The 17899-nt window shown below is 57.4% G+C and carries 14 protein-coding genes; 8 read left to right on the top strand and 6 right to left on the bottom strand.

Features of this window, described 5'->3' with window-relative positions:
* Positions 1-134 precede the first annotated feature (134 nt).
* Positions 135-3008: a ribonucleoside-diphosphate reductase subunit alpha gene (locus TU76_RS12365; RefSeq protein ID WP_019823332.1), complete on the bottom strand. Its 2874-nt coding sequence runs from the start codon at positions 3006-3008 to the stop codon at positions 135-137.
* Positions 3009-3701: 693 nt separating this feature from the next.
* Positions 3702-5993 carry a beta-glucosidase BglX gene (gene bglX / locus TU76_RS12360; RefSeq protein WP_048351740.1) on the bottom strand — a complete coding sequence of 764 codons (2292 nt, stop codon included), beginning with the start codon at positions 5991-5993 and terminating at the stop codon, positions 3702-3704.
* A gap of 243 nt (positions 5994-6236) precedes the next feature.
* Here bglX and TU76_RS12355 point away from each other — a divergent pair, with 243 nt between their 5' ends.
* From TU76_RS12355 to TU76_RS12330, 6 genes are all read left to right on the top strand, one after another.
* The gene (locus tag TU76_RS12355) at positions 6237-6845 is read left to right on the top strand and encodes a LemA family protein (protein ID WP_037031882.1); all 609 of its coding nucleotides are present in this window, start codon (positions 6237-6239) and stop codon (positions 6843-6845) included.
* A 126-nt stretch (positions 6846-6971) separates the two neighbouring features.
* A complete protein-coding gene (locus TU76_RS25770; RefSeq protein ID WP_048351739.1) occupies positions 6972-7712 on the top strand; it encodes a TPM domain-containing protein in 741 nt (246 codons plus the stop codon).
* A 27-nt stretch (positions 7713-7739) separates the two neighbouring features.
* Complete coding sequence (locus TU76_RS12345) at positions 7740-8354, top strand: TPM domain-containing protein (RefSeq protein ID WP_046809014.1); 615 nt, start codon at positions 7740-7742, stop codon at positions 8352-8354.
* Positions 8355-8460: 106 nt separating this feature from the next.
* Positions 8461-9678, top strand: coding sequence for a class I SAM-dependent methyltransferase (locus TU76_RS12340; RefSeq protein ID WP_046809013.1), 1218 nt, complete (start codon positions 8461-8463; stop codon positions 9676-9678).
* A gap of 116 nt (positions 9679-9794) precedes the next feature.
* Positions 9795-10376 (top strand): DJ-1/PfpI family protein, encoded by a 582-nt coding sequence (locus TU76_RS12335; RefSeq protein ID WP_019823320.1) that lies wholly within the window; start codon positions 9795-9797, stop codon positions 10374-10376.
* Between the two features lie 15 nt (positions 10377-10391).
* Complete coding sequence (locus TU76_RS12330) at positions 10392-10712, top strand: ribbon-helix-helix domain-containing protein (protein WP_019823318.1); 321 nt, start codon at positions 10392-10394, stop codon at positions 10710-10712.
* A 138-nt stretch (positions 10713-10850) separates the two neighbouring features.
* On the opposite strand, the gene TU76_RS12325 is transcribed toward TU76_RS12330, so the two are convergent.
* From TU76_RS12325 to TU76_RS12315, 3 genes are all read right to left on the bottom strand, one after another.
* Positions 10851-13397 (bottom strand): TonB-dependent receptor, encoded by a 2547-nt coding sequence (locus tag TU76_RS12325; protein WP_048351738.1) that lies wholly within the window; start codon positions 13395-13397, stop codon positions 10851-10853.
* A gap of 120 nt (positions 13398-13517) precedes the next feature.
* Positions 13518-14459 (bottom strand): FecR family protein, encoded by a 942-nt coding sequence (locus TU76_RS12320; protein ID WP_048351737.1) that lies wholly within the window; start codon positions 14457-14459, stop codon positions 13518-13520.
* Positions 14456-14995 carry an RNA polymerase sigma factor gene (locus tag TU76_RS12315; protein ID WP_019823312.1) on the bottom strand — a complete coding sequence of 180 codons (540 nt, stop codon included), beginning with the start codon at positions 14993-14995 and terminating at the stop codon, positions 14456-14458. The genes TU76_RS12320 and TU76_RS12315 overlap by 4 nt, the downstream gene beginning before the upstream one ends.
* A 172-nt stretch (positions 14996-15167) precedes the next feature.
* Here TU76_RS12315 and TU76_RS12310 point away from each other — a divergent pair, with 172 nt between their 5' ends.
* Entirely contained in the window at positions 15168-15500 is a 333-nt protein-coding gene (locus TU76_RS12310; protein WP_019823310.1) for a YegP family protein, read from the top strand.
* Positions 15501-15515: 15 nt separating this feature from the next.
* Here TU76_RS12310 and TU76_RS12305 read toward each other — a convergent pair whose 3' ends face one another.
* Positions 15516-16541 (bottom strand): DUF4917 family protein, encoded by a 1026-nt coding sequence (locus TU76_RS12305; protein ID WP_019823309.1) that lies wholly within the window; start codon positions 16539-16541, stop codon positions 15516-15518.
* A gap of 138 nt (positions 16542-16679) precedes the next feature.
* On the opposite strand from TU76_RS12305, the gene yiaY reads away from it, so the two are divergent.
* The gene (yiaY, locus tag TU76_RS12300; protein WP_019823307.1) at positions 16680-17828 is read left to right on the top strand and encodes an L-threonine dehydrogenase; all 1149 of its coding nucleotides are present in this window, start codon (positions 16680-16682) and stop codon (positions 17826-17828) included.
* Positions 17829-17899 lie beyond the last annotated feature (71 nt).

Here is a 17899-nt window from a genome sequence, read left to right as displayed (position 1 = left end):
TTCCGGCCTATAAGCTAGTTAGGGCGGCGAGTATAGGGAGGGGTATACGATAAGTAAATCCTCCAACCCCTTGTTTTTAAAGGGGTTAGAGGTTGTTGTCTTTTATAAAGTATACGCTTTAGAGTGCATACAGGTTATTGGCAAGCTTCGCAATCCGGCTCGTCAATCGCGCAAGCCTTTGGTACCGGTGCTGGACCGGCAGGGGCTGCGACGACGTCTTCGCTGTTGTTGCCGTTCGACACGGCGTTGAGCTTGCCCGTGTTGACGGTGGATTTCTCGGTGCTGGTCGCGGCCAGGGCACGGAGGTAGTAAGTGGTTTTCAGACCACGGTACCAGGCCATGCGGTAGGTCACGTCCAGCTTCTTGCCCGAAGCGCCAGCGATGTACAGGTTCAGCGACTGAGCCTGGTCGATCCACTTCTGACGGCGGCTGGCGGCGTCAACGATCCACTTGGTGTCGACTTCAAACGCGGTGGCATACAGCTCTTTGAGCTCTTGCGGGATACGTTCGATCTGCTGCACGGAACCGTCGTAGTACTTCAGGTCGTTGATCATGACCGAGTCCCACAGATCGCGCGCCTTGAGGTCGCGAACCAGGTACGGGTTGATCACGGTGAATTCGCCCGAGAGGTTCGATTTCACGTAGAGGTTCTGGTAGGTCGGTTCGATCGACTGCGATACGCCAGTGATGTTGGCGATGGTCGCGGTCGGTGCGATGGCCATGATGTTGGAGTTACGAATGCCTTTTTGTACGCGGGCACGAACCGGTGCCCAGTCCAGGGATTCGTTCAGGTCAACGTCGATGTACTTCTGGCCGCGCTGCTCGATCAGGATCTGTTGCGAATCCAGCGGCAGGATGCCTTTGGACCACAGGGAACCCGGGAACGTCTCGTAAGCGCCGCGCTCGTCTGCCAGGTCGCAAGAAGCCTGGATCGCGTAGTAGCTGACCGCTTCCATCGACTTGTCGGCAAACTCAACGGCAGCCTGGGAGGCGTACGGAATGTGCTGCAGGTACAGAGCGTCCTGGAAGCCCATGATCCCCAGACCCACTGGGCGGTGCTTGAAGTTCGAGTTGCGTGCTTGCGGCACCGAGTAGTAGTTGATGTCGATCACGTTATCGAGCATGCGAACGGCTACGTCGATGGTGCGCTTGAGCTTGTCGGTGTCCAGTTTGCCGTTGACGATGTGGTTCGGCAGGTTGATCGAGCCCAGGTTGCAAACAGCGATTTCGTCCTTGTTGGTGTTCAAGGTGATCTCGGTGCACAGGTTCGAGCTGTGGACCACGCCCACGTGCTGCTGCGGGCTGCGCAGGTTGCACGGGTCTTTGAACGTCAGCCATGGGTGGCCGGTTTCAAACAGCATGGACAGCATTTTGCGCCACAGGTCTTTTGCCTGAATGGTCTTGAACAGCTTGATCTTGCCCGGGTACTGGGACAGTGCTTCGTAGTACTCGTAACGCTCTTCGAAGGCCTTGCCGGTCAGGTCGTGCAGGTCCGGTACTTCGGATGGCGAGAACAGGGTCCACGGGCCGTCATCGAAGACGCGCTTCATGAACAGGTCAGGGATCCAGTTGGCGGTGTTCATGTCGTGGGTACGACGACGGTCATCACCGGTGTTCTTGCGCAGCTCGATGAACTCTTCGATGTCCATGTGCCAGGTTTCCAGGTAAGCGCACACAGCGCCTTTGCGCTTGCCACCCTGGTTAACGGCCACAGCGGTGTCGTTCACGACCTTGAGGAACGGAACCACGCCCTGGGATTTGCCGTTGGTGCCCTTGATCCACGAACCCAGTGCACGTACTGGCGTCCAGTCGTTGCCCAGGCCACCGGCGAATTTGGACAACATGGCGTTGTCGTGGATCGCGTGGTAAATGCCCGACAGGTCATCCGGCACGGTGGTCAGGTAGCAGCTGGACAGCTGCGGACGCTGAGTACCGGCGTTGAACAGGGTAGGGGTCGACGACATGTAGTCGAAGGACGACAGCAAGTTGTAGAACTCGATGGCGCGGTCTTCTTTTTGCTTCTCTTCGATCGCCAGGCCCATGGCCACGCGCATGAAGAAGATCTGCGGCAGTTCGAAACGCACGCCATCGTGGTGGATGAAGTAGCGGTCGTACAGGGTTTGCAGGCCCAGGTAGGTGAACTGCTGATCGCGCTCGTGGTTGATCGCCTTGCCCAGTTTTTCCAGGTCGAAGGTGGCCAGAACCGGGTTCAGCAAATCGAACTCGATACCCTTGGCGATATAGGCCGGCAGGGCCTTGGCGTACAGGTCAGCCATCTCGTGGTGGGTGGCGCTGTCAGCGACTTTCAGGAAGCTCAGGCCTTCGGCACGCAGGGTGTCCATCAACAGGCGAGCGGTCACGAACGAGTAGTTGGGCTCACGCTCTACCAGGGTGCGGGCGGTCATCACCAGGGCGGTGTTGACGTCGCTCAGCGCTACGCCGTCGTAGAGGTTTTTCAGGGTTTCGCGCTGGATCAGGTCGCCGTCAACTTCTTCCAGGCCTTCGCAGGCTTCGGTGACGATGGTGTTCAGGCGGCCCATGTCCAGCGGCGCGAACGTGCCGTCAGCGAGGGTGATGCGAATTGACGGGTGAGCTTGCACCGCGTCTTGGGCAGGAGCGCGGATGGCGCGTTCCTTGGAGCGTGCGTCACGGTAGATCACATAGTCGCGAGCCACTTTTTGCTCGCCGGCGCGCATCAGGGCCAGTTCAACCTGGTCCTGGATTTCTTCGATGTGGATGGTGCCACCCGATGGCATGCGACGCTTGAAGGTTGCAGTGACCTGTTCGGTCAGGCGCGCAACAGTGTCGTGAATGCGGGACGAGGCGGCAGCGTTGCCGCCCTCAACTGCGAGAAACGCCTTGGTGATGGCAACGGTGATCTTGTCATCGGTGTAAGGAACCACAGCCCCGTTACGTTTGATCACGCGCAGTTGGCCTGGCGCGGTCGCAGATAGATCCAGATTTGAATCAGAACCCTGCGAGTTCTCGCGAGTTGTATCGGTTTGCATGGGGGGTGTCTCCACATTCTCTATGTTTGTTTGGGCGCCTTTTGGGTGCCCACCGTTACGTCCTGAAGCACTACAACCGGTGATGAGCCGGGCATAACAACTTCGGGACGTACAGAAGGGGGGTTAAGCCGCTTCCGTGCCGAAGTCTTGATTCACGCAGACCGCGTGAAACCGTATTCCTGTTGGATGACAGTATTTTTACTGCAACACCCGGGCCGCTTTCCGACATTTACGTTGGAAAGCGGTTGCCATCCGCATGAGCGGTTTGGTCTTTAAAATCGTGTTTGGTTCACCAGGCAGGCGCGAGAAAAGGGCTTGAAATTCTCGTCTGAGTTGTGCTTGGTCTTTTTGCTTAAAACCCTACATATGGGGTTTTTTGGCTGGATAGATACAAGATATGCGTTTTGCCGAGTCTCTGCAACGTAGGATCTTGGCTTGAATCCATGCTCGATTTGTGTATGAAAGTATAAAAAACGGCGTAGGCCCCACAGGCTCTGCATCAGACCGTTTGTCACCAATTTTTACCGGATTAAACTGTGCGTGCTGAATTTTGAGGGCGCGAACCCTACCATAAAAAACAGCGCTGTCCGAACGCATTTTCAGGCGGGTGCAAAGATAGGAAAGGTCAAGGGGATATTGCTGCGAAGAAGCACCGGGAAGGTCAGGGCAGACCTTCCCGGTCATTGAGCGAAATTACAGCAATTGGAAGCTGTTTTGCTGGACGTTTTGCGAGTCGAGGCCGATCTGCACGTTGAATTCACCCGGTTCTGCGGCGTACTTCAATTGTGTGTTGTAGAACTTCAGGGCGTCCTCGTCGATGTTGAACTGCACGATCTTTTCCTCGTCGGGCTGGAGCATGATCTTCTGGAAGTTTTTCAGCTCCTTGACCGGACGGCTCATGGACGCTGTGACGTCCTGGATGTACAGCTGAACCACTGTTTCGCCAGCACGCTTGCCGGTGTTTTTGACGGTCACACTGGCCGTCAGGGTGGCACCCGGCTTCAAGGTTTTGCTCGACAGGCTGACATCCGACACGCTGAAGTCGGTGTAGCTCAGGCCATAACCAAACGGGTACAACGGGCTGTTGGACTCATCGAAATACTGCGAGGTGTAGTTGCCCGGTTTGCCCGGCGTGAACGGCCGGCCAATGCTCAGATGGCTGTAGTAAGTCGGGATCTGGCCAACAGAGCGTGGGAAGGTGATCGGCAATTTGCCAGACGGGTTGTAATCGCCGAACAGTACGTCAGCAATCGCATTGCCACCTTCAGTGCCGCTGAACCATGTTTCCAGCACTGCGTCTGCCTGTTGCTGTTGCACGTCGATCGACAGCGGCCGGCCGTTCATCAACACCAGCACCAACGGCTTGCCCGTAGCCTTGAGCGCTGTAATCAGGGCGCGCTGGCTGGCAGGAATGTCGAGGTTGGTGCGGCTTGATGATTCGTGGGACATGCCCCGCGATTCGCCCACCACGGCGACCACCACATCCGACTGCTGCGCCGCCTTGACCGCCTCGTCAATCATCACCTGTGCCGGACGCGGGTCATTGACCACTTCGGGCGCATCGAAGTTGAGGAAGTTGAGGTAATCGACGATTTTCTGGTCGTCAGTGATGTTGGCGCCACGGGCGTAGATCAAGTTGCCTTGCTTGCCGAGTGCATTGCGCATGCCGTCGTAGACGGTTACAGCTTGTGCCGGCAGACCGGCTGCCGCCCAACTGCCCAAAATATCGATGGGAGCCTTGGCCAGCGGGCCGACCAGAGCGATGCGCGCCTGCTTATTCAGCGGCAGGGTTTCAGACTGGTTTTTCAGCAGCACCAGGCTCTTGCGCGCCACTTCACGGGCCTCGCTGCGATGCAGGCGGCTGTCGGCCTTGGTGTCGACCGGATCATCTTCAGCCTTGCCAATACGCAGGTACGGGTCGGCAAACAGGCCCATGTCATATTTGGCGCCCAGCACTTCACGCACCGCGTTATCCAGATCGCTTTGCGGCACTTCGCCGGACTTGAGCAGGCCAGGCAGCTCTTCGCCGTAGGCCTTGTCGTTCATGCTCATGTCGATGCCGGCCTTGATCGCCAGTTTGGCGGCCTCCCGGCTGTCCTTGGCCACGCCGTGCTTGATCAGCTCGATGATCGCGCCGTGGTCACTGACGGCGACGCCTTTAAAGCCCCAGTCCTTGCGCAGCAAGTCCTGCATCAGCCACATGTTCGAGGTGGCCGGTATGCCATTGATCGAGTTCAGGGCCACCATGACGCTGCCTGCGCCAGCTTCAATCGCCGCGTGATAGGGCGGCAGATAGTCCTGGAACATGCGTGTAGGGCTCATATCCACAGTGTTGTAGTCACGCCCCCCTTCCACTGCGCCATACAGGGCGAAGTGTTTGACGCTGGCCATGATGTTGCCGGGCAGGGCCGGTGACGCGCCCTGATAGGCGTGGACCATTACCTTGGCGATGCGCGAGACCAGATAGGTATCTTCACCAAAACCCTCTGAGGTACGGCCCCAGCGCGGGTCACGAGCGATGTCCACCATGGGCGCGAACGTCAGGTCGATACTGTCGGCGCTGGCTTCCTTGGCGGCCACGCGACCGCTGAGGCCGATGGCATCCATGTCCCAGCTGGAGGCCAGAGCCAGGCTGATCGGGAAAATGGTGCGATGGCCATGGATCACGTCGTACGCAAAAAACATCGGGATCTTAAGACGGCTGCGCATGGCGGCGTCTTGCATAGGGCGGTTTTCGTCGCGGCTGATGGAGTTGAATGTGCCACCGATGTGGCCTGCGGCGATTTCCTTGCGGATCATCTCGCGGGTCATTTCCGGGCCGATGCTGATCAGGCGCAGTTGGCCGATTTTTTCATCGACGGTCATTTGTTTCAGCAGTTGGGCGACGAACTCGTCTTTGGGAGGGAGCGGGGCCGCCGGGGTTTGAGCCCACGCGGTGTGACTGGCCAGGCTGATGACGATGCCCAGCAAACACATTTTTCTCATTGGATTCTTCTGCGCAGCCGCTCACGTGAAGCGAGGGAAGCCCACGCTTGTGCAGCGATATTGTTCTGGGGAGGTATCAGGAGTACTCGGATTAAAGAATTGACCTACCTTTAGAACAGAGTATTCCTGACTGGTAGGCAGTCTTTTAGCTGATTCATCGCGCGCAATCCAGTATTGCCGGGAGTTTTTAGGCGTGGTGTGTGGTCAATAATCCTAATGTCGTTATTTCGGAGCGTCACAAGCATGGGAATACAAAGCGTTAGAGTCGTGGGCTGGAAAGTGATCGCACTGCTGGCCATGAGCAGTCTGCTGGCGGGGTGCGGGATCAACACCATTCCGACCCTCGACGAGCAGGTCAAGGCGGCCTGGTCGCAAGTACAAAACCAGTATCAGCGTCGCTCTGATCTGATACCCAATCTGGTCGAAACGGTCAAGGGGGCGGCCAAACAGGAGCAGGCAACCCTGACCGCAGTGATTGAAGCGCGGGCCAAGGCGACCTCGATCCAGGTCGACGCCAGCACCCTGAACAATCCTGAAAAACTCAAGCAGTTCCAGGAAGCGCAGAACCAGCTGACGGGAGCCTTGAGTCGATTGATGGTGGTGTCCGAGCGTTACCCGGACCTCAAGTCGAACCAGAACTTCCTCTCGCTGCAGTCACAACTTGAAGGCACGGAAAACCGCATCAGCGTGGCCCGCCGCGACTTTATCCTCGCTGTGGAGCGCTACAACACTGAAATTCGCACCTTCCCGGGGCGTTTGTGGCATGCGGTGATGTACAGCGACCTGCCGGTCCGCCCGACCTTTGAAGCCACCACCCCGGACGCTGACAAAGCGCCAGAAGTGAAGTTCTGAACATTGTGGGAGTGAGCCTGCTCGCGATGGCATCACCACGTTCGATCAGACACTCCGCGTGGACTGCATCGCGAGCAGGCTCGCTCCCACGCAGCTGGGGTATTTTCTTCAACTAACGAGGTGCCGATGCGCGTATTAAAACCGGTGTTGGGTCTGCTGCTCTGGCTATTTATAGCCACGGCCCAGGCGCTGACCTTTCCCGCACTGAGCGGGCGGGTGGTGGATGACGGGCAAATGCTTGATCCCGCTACGCGCGAGCAATTGACACAAACCCTGCAAGCCCACGAAAAAGCCACTGGCGAGCAAGTGGTTGTGGTCACCGTGCCCGACCTGCAAGGCACCCCGATTGAAGACTTCGGTTACCAATTGGGCCGGGCCTGGGGTATCGGCCAAAAGGACAAGAACAACGGGGCACTTCTGATCGTTGCCCGGGACGACCGCAAGTTGCGCATTGAGGTCGGCTATGGCCTGGAAGATCGGCTCACTGACGCCCAGTCCTCGGTGATCATCAATCAGGTCATCACTCCGGCCTTCAAGGCAGGGAACTACAACCAGGGGATCAGCGACGGTGTTGGCGCCATCTTGCAGGTACTGGGCGGCGCGCCCATGGCCGAACCGGCCTACGCCACCGGGCAGGGCGACGGCAGTGACTTCATGGCTGAGCACCTGGGCGTGGTTGTACTGCTATTTATACTGTTTGTGCTGATTGTCGCTGCCTGCCAGTTCCTGGGCATCTGCCACTCGGGCGGCGGTGGTGGTTCGCGCTCGGGCGGCTTTGGGGGTGGCGGGTTCGGAGGAGGCGGTGGCGGAGGTTTTCGCGGCGGTGGTGGCAGCTTTGGCGGCGGCGGGGCCTCAGGCGGCTGGTAATTCACTTTTCAACGAGTATCGATACTTATGGCTTTATTAACTACAGAGCAACAACAGCAGGTCGCAGAGGCCGTCACCCGCGCCGAACAGCGCACCGACGCCGAAATAGTTACCGTGCTGGCACCGCGGTCCGACGACTACAGTTATATCCCCTTGCTGTGGGCCAGCCTCATCGCCCTGGTGGTGCCTGCCGTGGTGCATTTTTTAAACAGCGGGCTGGCGACGTACACGCTGCTGATGCTGCAGTGGGCCAGTTTTGTATTCCTCAGTTTGATTTTTCGCATCCCTGCGATCACCACCCGCCTGATCCCGCCCCGTGTGCGGCATTGGCGCGCCAGCAACCTGGCCCGGCGCCAGTTTCTTGAACAAAAACTGCACCACACCGAAGGGCGCACCGGCGTACTGATTTTTGTCAGTGAGGCCGAGCGTTATGTCGAAATCCTGGTGGATGAAGGGATATCCCGTCATCTGGACGACAGCGATTGGGGCACTATCGTCAACGACTTCGTTCGCCGCGTGGCGCTGGGGCATACGGCTGAAGGCTTTATTACCTGCATCGATGCCTGTGCCGAAGTGCTTGCGCAGCACATACCTAAAACTCAGCCGCGTAACCAATTACCGAATCGGTTGGTGATGTTGTAATTGCCGCTGTCTGAAATAACTCCGTGCCCCCGGCGACCAACCCGCCTAAAATGGCCGCCATTCTTTTTTTGATTTCTCCTCCTGCACCCCCGAGGCACCTTTTTCAATGTCAGTGACTGCTACCACCGCCGCGTCTGTGCCGGATCATCGTGCGCAATTTTTGAGCCTGCTGGAGACCGGCCTGGCCCAGAACTCCTTTATCAAGCTGGTCCTGGCCAAGTACGTGGGTGCTGAAGCCGAGCTGCAGCGGATCATCATCAAGCAGGTCACGGTCAAGGATCAGGCCTGCCTCTCGTTTGTGTATCGCTACAAAACCCGTGACATCACCAAGAACTTCCCGCTGCAAGAGGGCGTGGCCAACATTGCCGAGCTGCTGCCGGACGCGTTCAAGAACGCACATTTGTTGACCCTGACCGACGAAGTGCAGCTGGAATACAGCAAAAAAGGCAAAAGCTCGCTGTTCAAAGGCAAAAGCCAGCAAGAGCGGGAAGTGCCGTCGGCCGAGCACAACCGTGAGAAAAATCGCTTTTTGGAACTGACGCGTCCATTTCTCGCGGATCTGGGGGTCACCAACAAGCAGCAAGAGCTGATCCCGGCAATGTCGCGCAAGTGGAAGCAGATCAACAAGTTTATCGAGGTGTTTTCTCACGCCCTGAGCAACTCGCCGCTCAAGCTCGACCAGCCGATCAAAGTGGTGGATTTCGGTTCGGGCAAGGGCTACCTGACCTTTGCGATCCACGATTACCTGCGCCACAGCCTGCAAGCCGAAGGCCTGGTGACCGGTGTTGAGTTGCGCGAAGACATGGTCACGCTGTGCAACAACGCCGCTCAGCGCCTCGAACATCCGGGCCTGACGTTCCAGCACGGTGATGTGCGCAGCTTCGCGCCGACCCCGATCGACGTGATGATCGCGCTGCATGCCTGCGACATTGCCACCGACTACGCCATCCATATGGGGATTCGTTCCGGGGCTGCGATCATCATGTGTTCGCCGTGCTGCCATAAGCAGATCCGCCTGCAAATCCAGAGCCCGGCATTGCTCAAGCCGATGCTGCAATACGGCCTGCATTTGGGCCAGCAGGCCGAAATGGTCACTGACAGCTTGCGCGCACTGTTCCTGGAAGCCTGCGGTTATGAAACCAAGGTGTTTGAGTTCATCTCCCTGGAACACACCAACAAAAACAAGATGATCCTCGCGGTCAAGCGCGCCGAGCCGCTTGATCCGGCTCAGCTGTTGGTGAAAATCCAGGCGCTCAAGGCGTTCTACAACATCCAGGAACACTGCCTTGAAACGCTGCTGCAGGCCGATGGCTTGCTGAAATAAGCCTGTGAGTTGCGTCTGGCGGGTACGTAGTACTTGGCTATTACCCGCTTGGGCGCTGAGGGGTTACTTTGGCTACTCTTACTGGCCCAAGGTCTTACCCCACAGGAGCGCGTACCATGGCAGCGAAAAAAATTCTGATGCTGGTCGGCGATTACGTCGAAGACTACGAGGTGATGGTGCCGTTTCAGGCGCTGTTGATGGTCGGTCATCAAGTGCACGCCGTGTGCCCGGGTAAGACCTCTGGCCAAACCGTGCGTACCGCCATTCACGACTTCGAGGGCGACCAGACCTACAGCGAAAAGCCCGGCCACCTGTTTGCCCTGAATTTCGATTTCGACAAGGTTAAAGCCAGCGATTACGACGCTCTGCTCGTGCCGGGTGGTCGTGCGCCGGAGTACCTGCGCTTGAACGAAAAGGTTCTTGAACTGGTGCGTGATTTCGACAAGGCGGGCAAGCCGATTGCGGCGGTGTGCCACGGCGCGCAACTGCTGGCGGCGGCGGGCACGCTTGAAGGACGTGAATGCAGCGCATATCCGGCGTGTGCACCGGAAGTGCGTCTGGCGGGCGGTACGTATATCGACATCGACGTGACCAAGGCCCATGTACAGGGCAACCTGGCTACCGCTCCTGCCTGGCCGGCACATCCTGCCTGGCTTGCGGCGTTTCTGGGCTTGCTGGGCACCAAGATCACTTTGTAGGAAGGAGGCGTGACCATGTGTGAACTGTATGTAAAAGCCGATCCGATTCTTTACGAGTCACGTTCGCGCTCATTGCGTATTTGCGGCGTGGTCACCACTTTGCGCCTGGAAAACCAGTTCTGGGACATTCTCAGCGACATCGCCGAAGCAGACGGCATGACCACCAACCAATTGGTGGCCAAGCTGTATGAAGAGGTCATGGATTATCGCGGCGAAGTGGTCAACTTTGCCTCGTTCCTGCGTGTGAGCTGCACCCGCTACCTGAGCCAGCGCCGGGTTCAGGCGCCGGAGTTGAGTGTGGTAGCTCGTCACAGTAGCCGCTCTCTCCCGCAATAGCGCTTGTGGGTGTGAGCGGCATACACCTGTGGGAGCCGGGCTTGCCCGCGATGGCGTCGGCGCGGTTGGCCAGATACACCGAGCAGGCCGAATCGCGAGCAAGCCCGCTCCCACAGAGGGTTTGCCGGATCAGCCAACTCAGAAGAACCGCGTTACGCTGACCTTGGCATTGCGGCCCTGGCTGTAGGCGTTATCGCCGCTGAGCATCGGTCGAAAGCTATTGTTGAAGAGGTTGTCCACGGTGAAATTGACCTCGGTGCCCTTGAGGTATGGCTGTTGTGGCTTCCAGTTGGCAAACAGGCCCTGCACGTTGTAGCCGTCGTTGTTGTAGTGATCCCAGTAACGGTCACCCAGGGCGCTGATCGGACTGCTGTAGTAGTCGTCGCTCGGTCTGCGGTCGGTTTTACGCACCCATTCTCCCTTCCAGCCAACGCGAGCATCCAGGCTCGGTATTTTGGTGCCCAGTACGGCAATCCATTTTGGTGCAGGCACATCTCGGGCCCAGACGTTGGGGCCCCACGGGTTGGTGTAGGCGCCTTCGTGTTTACCCGTCATCCATGCGTACGACAGTGAGCCGAACACGTAGGTGGACTCGTAGAAGCTTTCAACCTCAAAGCCCTTGATGGTCACGCTGCCAATATTGCGGTAGTTGGGCATGTTGGGGCCGCACGCTGTGCTCATGCTGACATCGACGGTTTGTGCGGCGCAGCCAACACCTGTGGCTTTGAAAATCTCATCGTCGACGGTGTTGTGAAACAGGGTGGTGCGCACCAGAGCGTGGTCACTGTCGCCGAAAATCTGATCGAACGTGGTGATGTTGCCCCCGCGCCAGCCGGTGATGCGCTCCGGATCCAGGCTCCGGCTGCTGGAGGTGCGGCTACCAGTGCCCTGGACTTCGTATTGCTCGTCGATCACCGGGGCGCGCCAGGTCTTGCTGTAGTTAAGGAATAAGGCGGTTTTCGGGGTAATTGTCCAGAAGGCCGACAGGCGAGGCGACCAGCCAGTGTAGGTTTTGTCGCTGTAGTCGTGACCCAGTTCCGGATGGTTGTAAAAGGGCGCGTCGTTTTCCTGGCCGCGATTGCGCACATGGTCGTAACGCATGGACGGGGTCAAGGTGAAGTCGCCCCAAGTGATGGCGTCCTGAATGTAGACGCTGTTGGTATTGACCTTGCCCCGTGGCATGAAGTTGGGCTGATAGTGGCCGTAGTTGTACTTCTCTGTTTCGTAATTACCGCCTGGCATCCACATGTCCACATCACGCTGATGTTTGCGAAATTGCACGCCGGTGGTCACCGCATGGTCCAGCGGGCCGGTGGCAAACAGGCTGATGTTTTCGATCTGGAGCATGTCATCGGTGTAGCCGGTTTCCATCTTGCGCCCGCCACTGGTGGGCTGGGTGAAGGCGTGTTCGCTACGCTTGTCGGTCTGTTCGGTGTTGGAGTGCGAGTACTTGACCTCAAGGTCTACCAGGGGGTTGTCCAGAGGCTCGTATTTGTATTTGGCCGACCAGGTGGTGTCGATGGTTGAGCGGTTGGACAGGTATCGTTGGGAGGCAATGTCATAACCATATTTGGCAATGTTGGCCTTGCTGGGCGGCTCCGGATAACTGACTGCCGAGAAGGGCACCCACAGGTAATTGTTCGCCCGCGAGTAAGACATCCCTACGCTGTGTTCATCGTCGAGGTGCAGGTTGAGTTTTAACAGTTGAGCGTCCAGGTCCTGGGCGGTGTTGGGCAGGCGCTTGGGGTTGACCGGGTACAGGTTTTTCGGATCGGGCATCGTGTCGGCCAGCTTCATGTCGTCGCCGTCGCGCTTGGTGTAATACACCAGTACATCGGCGCGGCCATCTTCGGTACGACCGTAGGCGGCACCGCTGTAAACCTGTTGATGGTCATTGCTGCTGTAGCCGTACTTGAGCATGGCGCCAACGTCTTTGCCGTCTTCGAGCAAGTCCGGGGCATCTTTGGTTTCCATGTGTACGACGCCGGCAAAACCACCATTGCCGGTGTGTATGTCATGGGGGCCTTTTTCAACTTCAAGGCGCTTGATCAGCTCGGGCTCGATAAAAATCGTGCCCTGCTTGTAGCGCTCAAAGCCACTTTTAGTCGCGCCATCAACTGTCATCTGAACGTCTTCGGCTTCGCCCATCCCCCAAATATTGATGGTCTGACCACCGGGCTTTAGCGATCCGCCGAGATTGATACCGGGCAGTGTGGCCAGCAGGCTGGGGATGTTGTTGGCTTGATATTGATTGATCTGGGTTTGCGTCATCGTCGATTTACCGACGTTGCTGGAGTCCACCTCGCCGCCATTGCCCACGACGCTGACTGCACCGAGTTCAAGGCTGTTGCTGGTGGTGGTGCCGTCTTCCCGAGGTCGCACAACGTAGGTGCGATCGACCTGGATCAGGCTGAAATCGGTGCCCTTGAGCAGTAACTGGATAGCCTGTTGGGGGGTGTAGTCGCCCTTGAGTGCGGGGACTTTTATGTTGCGCAACAGGGCTTCGTCGAACAGCAGCTGGATTTTTGCCTGCTGTGCCACCTCACTCAGCGAGCTGGCTAGCGATTGGGCCGGTAGCTGCAACTGGAACGACTCGGCGTGAGCTTGCAGGCTAATCGACAGGCAAGCCGCCATCAGTGTCGGGCGCGCGTAAACGTGCGAGAAGTGATGTGGTGTGCGAAACATGAAATCCCCCGGTGTGGCAACAAAGGCCAAAAAGACATGCGTTAGCAACGCAGACCGGAGGAAGACGCGACAGAATGAAAAATCCACATATGCGAATGTAAAATATTCGCATATGTTTTTTTAGCGGGGTTCGATGCGGATTGTTCCGTTGTCCAGCAGCACGTTTTTTACCGGGATCAACGCGGGAAGGGCCTTGACCAGTGCCAGTGGATCGCTGATGTTCAGATTACCCGAGACCTTGTAGCGAGCGAGGGGGCCATCGGCAAGCTGGATGACGCCGGGGCGGTACAGGTCAAGTTCATCCACCAGGCTGGCCAGTTCGCGATTGCGAAATGACAGGTGCCCGCTGCGCCAGTCCGCCACTTCACCAGATCCCAGGGTTTGCTCCTGTAACGAGCGCCTGACGTAGTCGTAAGTGGCACGTTGTTGCGCGCCCAGCAGGATTGAAGAGTGGGCGTCGGGGGTAAACGCGACCTGGCCGTGAGCGACACTGACCACCAATTGGCGTGGGCTGCGCCTCACATCAAACCCGGTGCCGACTACGCGGATGCGTGCATCGCCTGCATGCACCACCAATGGCTGTTCTTTATTGGCCGTTACGTCTATGTAGAGTTGGCCCTGATCCAGATAAATATCGCGCTGCTGTGCGCTGAATTCCAGGCGAACCCTTGTGTTGGCATTGACACTCAAGGTGCTGCCGTCGGGCAGTAACAGCGTGCGCCCGCTTTGGGCCAACGTGCTGACGTGTTGCTGGTGCAGTGCCACGGGAGCACCCAGGTTCAACGCAAATACGGCGCACAGCACGGCGGCAGCGGTGGCCAGTACAGGGTTGAAGCGCCGTCGGCGCACGGGGAGCGCGACGGGGCGGTTGATCTGCTCAAGCTCGCCCAGGTCAGCCCACAAAGACTCGAACTCGCTATAAGCCCGAGCATGGGCCGGGTTTGCGAACCAGATATTGAATTGCTCACGGCTGGACGGGTCGCGCCCGTTACGGTTGCGCGAAAACCAGTTGGCCGCCTGTTCATCGATGCTGCTGTGCCCGGCTTCATGAAAAGGGCTCATTCTGGCTGCTCCTTGCCGCTGTCCCGTTGTAGATGTTGCTTGCAGTGCAGCAAAGCCAGGGCAATGTGTTTTTCAACCATGCTGACGGAGATCCCCATGCGTTCGGCAATCTGTGCCTGACTCAAGCCTTCAAAACGGTGCAGCATAAGAGCTTCGCGGCGTCTGGGCGAGAGTTCTGCGAGGACATGTTTGAGTTGCTCAAGGCGCTGCTGGCGCTGGGCTGCAGCCATCGGGTCATCCCTTTCATCACTTAATGGTTCGGGGTCACTCGCGGCGTGATCGCCGTGCACGGCAAGTCGTACCTGCTGGCGACGCCAGTGATCGCGCAACAAATTGCGCGCCATCTGGAATAAAAACGCCCGAGGTTGTTCGACTTTGGCCCGGTCCTGATAGCCGAGCCATTGGGTGAAAACATCCTGGGTCATGTCCGCTGCATCGCTGGTGTTGTCGGTACGCTTGCGCAGAAAGTGCAAAATTTGCGTGTAGAACTCGCGAAAGTGATCGGCCGCAGGTGGGTCGGGTTTAAGGCCAGACATGAATATCCTTGAGAACACAGCGATGCAAATAGTTTGCGAATGGTATCGATAACCATTGCTATTTGTCTCGTTGAATATTCGCCTTTCGCTCATTGCTGCTGATAAATGGATAAATAGCCCACGGGGTCTTTACTGAATTAATGCAGGTACCCTAATTTTCAGGAGAAAGGCTATGTCGGGTTGGTATGAATTGAGCAAGACCAGCGGCGGTCAGTTTCGCTTTGTATTAAAAGCGGCGAATGCCGAAACGATATTGGTCAGTGAGCAGTACACCACGCTGCCGGCGGCCAAGGGCGGTATCGCCTCGGTCCAGGCCAACAGTCCGCTGGATGAGCGCTACGAGAAAAAAGTAGCCAAGGATGGCAAGCCGTACTTCAACCTTAAGGCCGCCAATCATCAGATCATTGGCACCAGCGAGTTGTACTCCGCCGAAGCCGCGCGAGACAAAGGCATTGCCAGTGTCAAACACAACGGCCCGACGACGGTGATCAAAGAAAAACTCTGAGGCGTGCGGTTTGGGTCAAGCCTCTACTGGCACTGAGTGTCGGCTGAGGCCCAGCGGGTGAGTTTTTGAATTGAAGAAGCGCAACGCAAGCTTCTTGTCAGCAAACAGCGCCGTGTAATGGTTTTTCTGAAAGCGGATAAACGCTTCACTACGCGGGTAGATGGCGATGCACAGGGTTTTGAGCGGTGCCTGGCGCAAGGCATCGATCAGGTGCTGATCCTGCTCGCCCAAGCTGTGGCCGAAGATGCACAGCGCGTCTTTATGAGCCATTAATTGTTCATGGCAAAAAGACAGGTAGTCGGACTGGCGGATGGATTTTCGTTTGTCGTCACTGCTGGTTTCGCTGACAAACAACGGTACATCGTCCAGTGCGCTGATCGAATGGTTAATGGCGAAGTTGCTTAACAAGGTGGGCTCGTTGGCTGTGACTCTGCGAGCTTTGCCTTCCTGGTTCCTGACCAGGTGCAAGGCGCCGTGCAGATAGAGCATGCGGGTGGTTTTACCCTTGGCCGCGCTGGCGCTCAAGTCAAAGGTTGCGCCTGGAGTGTTGAACAAATCGTTGAACTGTTTTGGCGCCTGCATGACAGCCCATGGCGCCAGCAGATCGTAATTGGAGCAATACACGGTGCTGTAGCGCGCCAGTTCTTCGTGCCAGCACGCCAGGGTCTCGGGCTGCATCAGGCGCCAGGGAATATGGATGTCCTGAGTGCAATTGATCAGCGCTTCCTTAATGGCGTAATAGCGTTTGCGCGGCGAGGCCGAGTTGATTGCCAGGGCTTTGTTGACCTTGCTCGCGGTTTTAAGGGCGCTCAGTACGTGTTCGAAATTGCGGGTGCCAAGGGCTTCGAACACGCTGAGTTCGGTCTGGCTCAGCGGCTTTTCGGCGACGCTCTTGGCTTTTTCAAACAACGAGTCGTAATAGAAGTCATGCCACACGGCCATGCTCGCGCCATTACCGATCAGTAGCCCGCTGCACGGTGTGCTGGTGCGTAACGTGTTCCAGTCTTCTAGTTCGGCATCAAATTCCTGGAAGGGGGTCATCGCAAATATCGTCTCAAGGCGTGGGCGGTAGCGGACTTTATCATGCTCAAGTGTTGAGCCAGATCAACATTGCTGCATTGTGATTGGGGGAAGCTGTAGAAAACCGACTTAGCCAATGACCCGCCAAGAGGACTCGACATGACCAGCACTTTCTTTATTCCCGCCGTCAACATTATGGGTAACGGTTGTCTGGACGAGGCCATGACTGCGATCCGCAATTATGGTTTTCGAAAGGCATTGATTGTGACCGATGCGGGGCTGGCCAAGGCGGGGGTTGCGACGTTGATCGCTGAAAAGCTCGCGCTGCAAGACATTGATTCGGTTATTTTTGACGGTGCCAAACCTAACCCCAGTATTGCTAACGTAGAGGCGGGTTTGCGGGTGCTCAAGGAGCATCACTGCGACTTTATCGTGTCGTTGGGCGGCGGCTCGCCCCATGACTGCGCCAAGGGTATTGCGCTGTGCGCCACCAATGGCGGGCATATCCGTGATTACGAAGGTGTCGATCGCTCCGCCAAGCCGCAAATGCCACTGGTGTCGATCAATACCACGGCCGGTACGGCCAGTGAGATGACGCGTTTTTGCATCATCACCGACGAAGAACGTCACGTAAAAATGGCCATTGTTGACCGCAACGTCACACCGCTGCTGTCGGTCAACGACCCTGAACTGATGGTGGCAATGCCCAAAGGGCTGACTGCAGCCACCGGTATGGACGCACTGACCCATGCCATTGAGGCTTATGTGTCGACCGCCGCCAACCCGATTACCGATGCGTGCGCGATCAAGGCGATGGAGCTGATCAGTCAGAACCTGCGCCAGGCGGTGAATGACGGCAAGGACCTGACGGCGCGCGAAAATATGGCTTATGCGCAGTTCATGGCGGGTATGGCCTTTAACAACGCATCCTTGGGTTTTGTGCATGCGATGGCCCACCAGTTGGGCGGTTTCTATGACTTGCCCCATGGTGTGTGTAACGCGGTATTGCTGCCTCATGTGCAAACCTTCAACGCCAGCGTGTGTGCGGCTCGTTTGACTGACGTGGCTCACGCACTCGGTGCCGATGTCCGCGGCTTGAGCCCGGAGGAGGGGGCTCAGGCAGCAATCGCGGCGATTCGTACGCTGGCCAGGGACGTCGAGATTCCGGCGGGGCTGCGTGATCTGGGGGCCAAGCTGGATGACATCCCGATCCTGGCCACGAATGCCTTGAAAGATGCGTGTGGTTTGACCAATCCGCGCAAGGCAGATCAGGGGCAGATTGAGGAAATCTTTCGTAACGCGTTTTAAGCTGGCTGGTTTGAGGGCATAAAAAAACGGCCGGGTTATTAACCCGGCCGTTTTTATGTCTGGCTTTAAAA

Source organism: Pseudomonas psychrophila (genome assembly GCF_001043005.1).
GTDB classification, from domain to species: Bacteria; Pseudomonadota; Gammaproteobacteria; order Pseudomonadales; family Pseudomonadaceae; genus Aquipseudomonas; species Aquipseudomonas psychrophila.
This window is presented reverse-complemented; position numbering and strand designations above follow the sequence as displayed.